The organism is Lujinxingia vulgaris (genome assembly GCF_007997015.1).
Taxonomy (GTDB): Bacteria; Myxococcota_A; Bradymonadia; order Bradymonadales; family Bradymonadaceae; genus Lujinxingia; species Lujinxingia vulgaris.
The window spans coordinates 22,195-30,080 of the sequence record NZ_VOSM01000020.1 but is presented as its reverse complement, the minus strand read 5'-3'; the positions used below and the strand labels follow the sequence as shown (position 1 = coordinate 30,080).

3 protein-coding genes and 1 rRNA gene are annotated in these 7,886 nt (G+C 64.9%); 2 read left to right on the top strand and 2 right to left on the bottom strand.

What is annotated here, in order from left to right; translation table 11 throughout:
• Window positions 1-75: ribosomal RNA gene (rrf, locus tag FRC98_RS20420) — 5S ribosomal RNA — on the top strand; the annotation flags it as partial.
• 191 nt (window positions 76-266) lie between these two features.
• Here rrf and FRC98_RS20415 read toward each other — a convergent pair.
• On the bottom strand, window positions 267-2,234 hold the full coding sequence (locus FRC98_RS20415; RefSeq protein WP_230467860.1) for a serine/threonine-protein kinase: 1,968 nt from the start codon (window positions 2,232-2,234) through the stop codon (window positions 267-269).
• A gap of 20 nt (window positions 2,235-2,254) precedes the next feature.
• Window positions 2,255-4,849 carry a serine/threonine-protein kinase gene (locus FRC98_RS20410; protein WP_146983433.1) on the bottom strand — a complete coding sequence of 865 codons (2,595 nt, stop codon included), beginning with the start codon at window positions 4,847-4,849 and terminating at the stop codon, window positions 2,255-2,257.
• 321 nt (window positions 4,850-5,170) lie between these two features.
• Here FRC98_RS20410 and FRC98_RS20405 point away from each other — a divergent pair, with 321 nt between their 5' ends.
• A complete protein-coding gene (locus FRC98_RS20405; RefSeq protein WP_146983432.1) occupies window positions 5,171-7,711 on the top strand; it encodes a 5'-nucleotidase C-terminal domain-containing protein in 2,541 nt (846 codons plus the stop codon).
• Window positions 7,712-7,886: the final 175 nt, after the last annotated feature.

The window sequence follows — 7,886 nt, the reverse complement described above, 5'->3', positions numbered from 1 at the left end:
AACTCGGAAGTTAAGCTCTCCAGCGCCGATGGTACTGCGACCGAGAGGTCGTGGGAGAGTAGGTCGCTGCCAACCCTCTATTTAAAAAGCCCGCCCCGTTCTGCGTAAGTAGAGCGGGGCGGGTTTTTTTGTTTTTTGGTCAGGGGAGAGCGGTGGGGATTGGGGGAGAGCGGGAGTTCCGGGAGGAGGGAGCACGTCGGATCACGTTTCAGACCACCTCTTCGCGTGTCTGACACCTGGAGCTCCGCACCCCTTTGGGAGTGCGTTCAGATTTCGATACGCCAGATCTGGGCGTCATCGCCAAAGAGCGTGGCGCCGATCAGGCTTCCATCGGGGCGAGCACGTACCGCGCGCAGCTCCTGCCCGATCCTATGCGACTCGATCGCTTTGCCGCCCTCCAGCTGACCGACATACAACTCCCCGCGGGCATCGGTCGCAAAGAAGCGTTGGTCGTCGGTCACACCGACCGTGGCGAGGGCGTCACGTGCCACCGGTACCTGCCATTGTAGCTCATGCGCCTGCGGGCGCAGGCAGGCCACGGTGCCATCCCATACCCCGACCAGCAGAAGATCTTCGCGGGCGTGCTGATGCAATGCGGAGATCGGCAATGAGAAAGACCACAGCGTGTGGGTGCGTCCCGTACGAAGATCGATTTTGATGAGCTCGCCACGCTCGGTGGCGGCCAGAAGATGGCTTCCCGAGGGATGGAGCTCCATCGCGAGCACCGAGCCGGCAAGGCGCGCGATGGTCTGCGCGCCGCCTCCCGACGGCGTGTAGCGGGTGATGTCCCCGTGAATGTCGGCGGCGTAAAGGTGCGCGTGCGTCAGATCGACCTCCAGGGCCACCACGAGCCGGGGCACGCTGAAGCTCTGCGCGAAGCCCTGTCCGCTGATGCCCAACAGGTGTACGCGCATCAGATGGTCGGCCAACACCACCCCGAGCGCTCCCCGATCGATGGCAGCAGCCGTGATGGAGGGCATGGGCGCCGTCGCAAATGGCAGGCCGACGCTGATGAGCTGCGCCATGTCCACGTCGCTTCGTTCGGTCCACTGCGGCAGGGCCTCGGCTTCCGTGATCAGCGAGTAGTCCTGGGCGAGCTCATTGGAGGTTCGCTCCGCCAATGAGACGAACTCGCCAAGGGTGGGTTCGGTAAGTTGTGTCGGTTCGTCCCGAGAAAGCTCCACCACCGTCTCGGCATCCGCCGGCAAAGACTCGCCGAAGTGAGGGAGTGGCAACCCGTCGAGGAACGCGCTCAGGTCCTGATAGACCTTCCAGAAGTCCTCGGGGCGCTCGCCAGGCTCTCTGGCGAGCATATGTTGGAGGAGGTTGTCGAGGCTCTTCGGGATGTTGCGTCCCGGCGCGGTGCTGACCGCGGAGGGGCGAGGTGCTTCGACGTGCGCTTCCATCACGCGCAGGGCGTTGGCGTAGGGAAAAGGAGGCTGCCCGGTGAGCATATGGAAGAAGACACATCCCAGGCTGTAGATGTCGCTGCGGTGGTCGGGCTGGCGCGACTCGGTGCATTGCTCGGGGGAGGCGTAGAGAGGCGTGCCGTGAAAGCCGTAGGTGCTCTCACCACTGCCGGCTACATGGGCCACGCCGAAGTCGAGCACCCGCGCGAAGAGTCCGGTGGCCGGGAGCGCCTCGATCATGATGTTTTCGGGCTTGATGTCCCGGTGGACGATGCCCTGCTGGTGGGCCTCATGAAGTCCGTCGGCGATCTGGCGCGTGATCTCCACCGCCTCGCGCAGGGTGAGCGCCTGGTCCTGGCGCAGGCGATCTTCGAGGGTCTGGCCGTCGAGGTAGTCCATGACCATCCCCAGGATCGTGTCACTGAGGTGAATGAACTCATAGACGTTGACGACATGCGGGTTGCTGATGCGGCTGAGCGCGTCGACTTCGCGCTCGAAGCTGCGCAGCATCTCCCGTTGCACCTCCTCGCTGTCACCGTAGCGCCGCGTATCGACGACCTTGATGGCGAACTGGCGCGAGACCCGCACGCTGCGCGCGCGGTAGACATGGCCCGAGGCCCCCGATCCTAAAAAGCGATCGACGAAGTAGCGTCCGTCGATGATGCGACCCAGGTAGGCGTAGGGGCTGGCGTGAACGGACGTCCAGCCGTCCTGCGGTCGGGCAGCGCCGCATTCGGCGCAACGCTCCGAGAGCTGCTCGACGAGCGTGGAGCAGCTCTCGCAATAATGGGTCAGGTCAGACGTTCGCAGCGGCGCGCGGACCACAGGGTCCCCCTTGGGGTGTTTCAGCGATTGATGATGCGCTCTTCGCCGCCGGGCTTCAGATCGACGTAGAAGGTCTTGTTGAGGTTGAACTCGGGGTTCACCAGCACGATCTTATGGGTGCCCGCCGGCAGACGATGGTTCATCAGCGGGGTGTAATTGCCGGTGTCCACGTCATTGATGTAGATGCGCGCCGCCGGGCGCGAGGCGATCGAGACGGTGCCGGTGCCGGTGTTTGCCGGTTGGGCGGCAGGCTCTTCGCGACGGGTGGTAGTCTCACGCGCGGGCTCCGCGCGGGCGGTCTCGGTGCGGCTGGAGCCCGACGATGCGGAGGAGCCGGTCGAGCCGGTCGACGAGCCGGTGCGGTCGGGGACGCGCGCCGCAGAGGCGGGGCGGGCGTCAGCGACGGCCGGTTCCGACTCGGTGCGCTCAAGCTCGGCGTTGAGCGTGGCTTCGGCCTCGGTGCCCGGCTCAAAGGTGCCTTCCCAGTCGTCGTAGCCGCGACGCGAGATCACGACGCGGTAGTTGCGCGAGGCATCGAGATCGCTGGCGGTCTCCGGGGTGCGACCGCGGGCAACGCGCTCGCTGCCCTCGGCGGTGTAGATCGTAAAGTCCGCGCGGCTCGGGTCGCTGGTCACGCGAAGATCGATCTTCGCCGGACGAAGCGCCACGCTATGCTCGGCGACCTGGTCGAGGGTGACTTCGAGCTCTTCTTCGGCCTCAAAATGCTCATCCAGGGTCACGCGCAGCGTGTAGGATCCCGGCGCCAGGTCGCGGATCTCGACCGGGGTGGTGCCTTCAATTTCCTCATCGCCAACAAAGACTTTTGCGCCCTCGGGGGTGCTGGCGACGTTGAAGCCGGTGTTGGAGTAATCGAGCGGCGTGAGCTCTTCGGCCAGACGCGTGGGCTCGCCGGCGACGAGTGTGGCTTCGGTCTCATAGCGTTTGAAGCCATCGCGTTCCACGGCCACGGTGTAGGTGCCGGCTTCGCCCTCCCATTCATAGGGGGTGGGGCCCTCGTGCACGAGCTGACCGTCGACGTAGATGCGCACGGGCTCTTCGCCAAAGGCGAACATCACTGGCGAGGTGGTGTCGCGGGTCATCCAGACGGCGCCCAGGCCCAGCGCGATCACCAGCAGCGCGACCAGGGCGACGACGCCCAGGTTGGCGCCGCCTTTTTTGCGTTTTTTGCGGGTGGTCGAGGGCATCGCCACCGCGCCCGGGACGGTGTTGTGGGCGTCGCGACGACGCTCCACCGCCGGCATCTGCGAGGTGACCGGTGCGCCGCGCCGAGGTTCAATGTCGAGGTCCAGGTCGAGCTCTTCGCCCGGCCGTGAGTTGTGGCGGCGCGGGCTCTGGCCCAGGTCCAGGTTCATGTCCCAGCGCTCAAACTCGCGGGTCGATGCCTCTTCGCTGACCGCTGCGTGTGCGCCGGAGACGTGAATCTGGGTGGAGCTCTCGTCGATGACCTCGATGCTCTCGTCGGCGTAGACGATGTCGGCATCATCGACGATGGCGATGGCGTCTTCGCGGCCGAAGATCTGGGTCTCCATCTCTTCGTCGCCCCAGCTCAGGTCGGCGGCCGGGCGGCGAGGGGCGCGGTTGCGCGGGGCTTCCTCGATGGGTTTGAGGTTGAGCGAGCGGTAATACTCGGTCTTTTTGTTCTCAAACTCGATGTCCGCGCTGAAGGCTTCCTTCATGTACGCGGCCAGATCTTTGTTGGTGTAGTAGTAGCCCTGGTCGCGCATAAAGCGCTCGATCGCCTCGCCGAACTCATAGGCGGTCTGGAAGCGCTCCTCGGGGTTGCCGCTGAGCGCGCGCAGCACGATGTCTTCGAGCGCCTTGGGGATGTGCGGGTTGTAGAGCGAGGGCGGGCTCATCTCCACGCGGCGGATCTTCTCGAGCGTCTCAAAGTCGCTCTCGCCAGTGAAGAGGCGCTCTAAGGTGAGCAGCTCGTAGAGGACCACGCCCATGCTGAAGATGTCGCTGCGGTGATCGACGTGCAGGCCGCGCACCTGCTCCGGGCTCATGTAGCTGAACTTGCCCTTGATCATCCCGTTATGGGTGTGGCTGGTCTTGCCCTGGGCTTTGGCGATGCCAAAGTCGATGATCTTCACCTCCCCTTCAAAGGAGGTCAGGATGTTCTGCGGGGAGATGTCGCGGTGGATGATCTCGAGGTGGTTGCCCTGGGGGTCGTTCTTCTCGTGGGCGTAGCCCAGGCCTTCGCAGACCTTCATCATGATGTAGCAGACGCGCGGGATGGAGATCTTTTCGCCGATGCGGCGGGCGCGCTCGTACTGGGTCTTGAGATCTTTGCCGCTGATGTACTCCAGGGCGATGAAGTAGGAGCCATCGACCTGTCCCAGATCGAAGATCTGGGCGATGTTGGGGTGGGTGAGCTGCACGGCGATCTTGGCCTCATCGATGAACATCTCGATGAAGCCCTTATCCTCGGCGATATTGGGCAGGATCTGCTTGATCGCCAGCATGCGTTCAAAGCCCTCGACGCCGAAGGCTTTTGCTTTAAACACCTCGGCCATACCCCCGACGTTGATGCGTTCGAGGAGGTAGTATTTGCCGAAGGGGACGGGTTTTGGAAGGATTCCCGGTTCGCTCATGAGCCCAAAGATCCGGTGCCAGGGCGCGCGGCGCGTTTCAAGGTGAGGCGCGGGCGCGATTAAGGGGTGCGTTGGCTGCAGGGGGCGGGCGACCGTGCCCGTCGAGAGAGGTGGCGAGCGCCTGCTCGCCAGGGGCGCGTTGATGCGCCCGGAAAAGATGCCAACTTCGCGCTGAATCGTAGAAAATTGGCGGTGAACTTGTCAACGTCGACTACCCCGGCGGCCCGGGTGACTTGACGGGCGGGCGAGTCGCGCCGACGGTTGCTCGGCGCGCGAGGGCGCGAGTGAGCTCAAAGGTCAAAGTGGTAAGTTGAGGTGGGCATGAAGGTGGATCTTCGGCAGATGGTCGGATGTTGGGTGATGTGTGCGGCGCTGGGGTGGAGCACGGGGGGGTGGGCGCAGGCTGAGGCGGTCGAGGAGGCCGCGCCAGAGCTTGAGCGAGAGGAGGCGTTGCGGGCTGGCGAGGAGGTGGGCCAGGAGGTTGTCGCCCGGGTTGAAGACGCAGAAGATCCGCGCCCCTCACAGCTCACGCTGGTGCTCACCGGCAACACCGAAGGGGATCTGGCGCGGGTGGATTGCCGGGAGCCGGCCGAGGTGCGCGCGTACTATCGGGCGCGTCAGGTGGGCTATGTGCGCACGCTTGGCGAACTTTCGTTGGGCGGGAGGTTGCCCGCGCCGGTGGTGCTCAGCGCCGGCGACGCGATGTATCCCGGGCCCTTAAGTCGCTACTTGATGCGCAGCGGGGAGGAGGGGGCGCGCAACCTGGTCGATCTACTCAACGCCGTGCCGGTGGACGCGCAGTCTCTCGGAAACCGCGAGCTCAGCGCGCCGCGCGGTGAGCTCATTGAGGTGATGCGGGCGGCAAAAGAGCGCGGGCTGGATCTTCAGGCGGCCAACCTGCGCTGCGAGAACTTCGGCGGGGCCGAAGCCATCTGTGAGACCACCGGCGGGCTTGTGGGGCCGCATTTCAAAGTCGTGGAGCGGGGCGGGGTGCGCGTGGCCGTCGCCTCGCTGCTTGCGCCTCACCTGCTGGAGTCGTTGACCGAGGTGCAGCGTCAGGGGCTGGCGCTGGCCGAGCCGGCCGCGGTGTTGCCGGAGCTCATCAAAGCGATGCGCGCCGAGGCCGATCTCACCGTGGTGCAGTACCACGCCCGGGAGGCCGACGCGCTCTCCGGAGCCTATGCGTTGGCCAGCCAGATCGAGGGCATCGACCTGATGGTGGCAAGCCACCTCTTCGATGAAGGCGATCTTCGCGAGGGGCGCCCCGGGATGGTGCGGGCCGAGACGACCGGCACGCCGATTGTCTCGGCTGACAGCGGGGCGTTTCATGTGCACACCGTCGAGCTGGGCCTGCGCTACGGCACCGGCAGTCCCCGTGTTGGCGAGGTGCGGCCGCGGCGAGTCGATGTGAGCGAGATGCCGGAAGACCGCATCACGCGCGAAGTTCTGGAGGTTGTGGCCGACGCCTATTGTGAGGATTGGGGGCAGCCGCTGGCCGCAGACGCCGGGCTTGCGGGGCCTTTTGAAGCGCGCGATCTGCAGACTTTCATCATGAACGTGATGCGCTTTAGCGTGGGCGCGGAGGTGGCGTTGATCAATGCCGGGGCGTTTCGGGATCGGGGGCAGTTTCCGCTCACCGGGGAGCTGAGCCTGGCCGATGTCTACAGCGCGCTGCCCTTTGATAATGATGTGGTCGTGGCGCAGATGGAGGGGCGGGCGCTCAAGCGCATTGCGACACAGCAGGGTGGGAAGTTGCGCGCCGCGGGGCTGGTGCTCGATGGCGAGGAGGTTCGCGTCAACGGCCGCGCAGTCAGCGATGATCGTCTTTACCCGGTCGTGCTCAACGATTACCTGGCCGCCGGCGGCGACGGGGTGATTGAGGCCGACGAGCTCAAGTCCGCGCGGATCTATGAGCCGGACTGGGCCGCCGGCTCCCCGAGCATCGCGGAGCTTGTGGTGCGCTACGTCGACACGCGCTCCAACGCCGGTGGGACCGCTGGAGAGGGCGATCTGTCGAGTACCGGGCTCTCGCCAGTGAGGAGCTTTCCCGATCTTCATCGCCAGTTTTTGTGGACCTACACCGGTTCGATCAACGCCTCGTACAATCAGGTCAGCGTGGTCAATCCGCTGGTGGGCGGGGCGGCAGGCTATGAGCAGAGCCAGCTGACGGTGGCCTCCACCGACCAGGTCAACCTGGAGGGGCGCGTGGGCGCGCGGGCCGACAGCCGCAATCACGGCTGGGATAGCGATCTTCTCCTGCAATACGCCACCGCTCGCCTGGCCGACACCGAGGGAGCGACCTTTGAGGAGACTCGTGATCTTCTGCGTCTGCGCAGCCAGTACCGAAATCTGGCGCTGCGCTCCACCCTGGGAGGGCGCTGGTACGTGCCCGGCCCGCTCGCTGAGCTGCAGGTGGAGTCGGAGTTTGACCGCCCGGAGACGCGCGCCTGGCACCGGGTCGATGTGCGCGGCATCCTCGGTTTCTCGTTTAAGCTGGCCGAGGCGCTCGATCTGAAGCTCGGTGTGAACATGCGCCGCGACATCAACGAGCCAAACGGGGAGGCCAGCTGGGGTCTTAACACCGGCTACACGCTGCGGCGCATCGATCTGCTTGATGTGCTCGGGCGCCCGGTGCAGCTGGAGAGCGAGCTTGAGTACTTCTACAACGGCATCGCCCGCGAGAATGTGCATGAGCTGCGCAGCGCCAACCGCCTCTTCTTTGCGGTCTTCGATCAGTTCTTCTTTACGGCCTCCTTTAACGCCTACCTCTATCAGAGCGGGGCGGTGGGGGAGCCGGGCACGAACACTGAGCTGACCCTGGGGCTGAACTACCAGTGGGGGACGACCCACCAGAGTTTTTGACCGATCGATGTGCACAGGATCGAGGATTGTGCGTGGTTGTCAGGGGAGGGCAGTGAGACGTGTTGCGCCTTTGGTGCGGCTTTAAGTTGTTGATTTGCAATGTCTTTTGGGTTGATTGGGCGGCCGGGGCTGGCGATGCGTTGCAGTCGCGCGTTTGGGGAGGCTGTGCTAGATC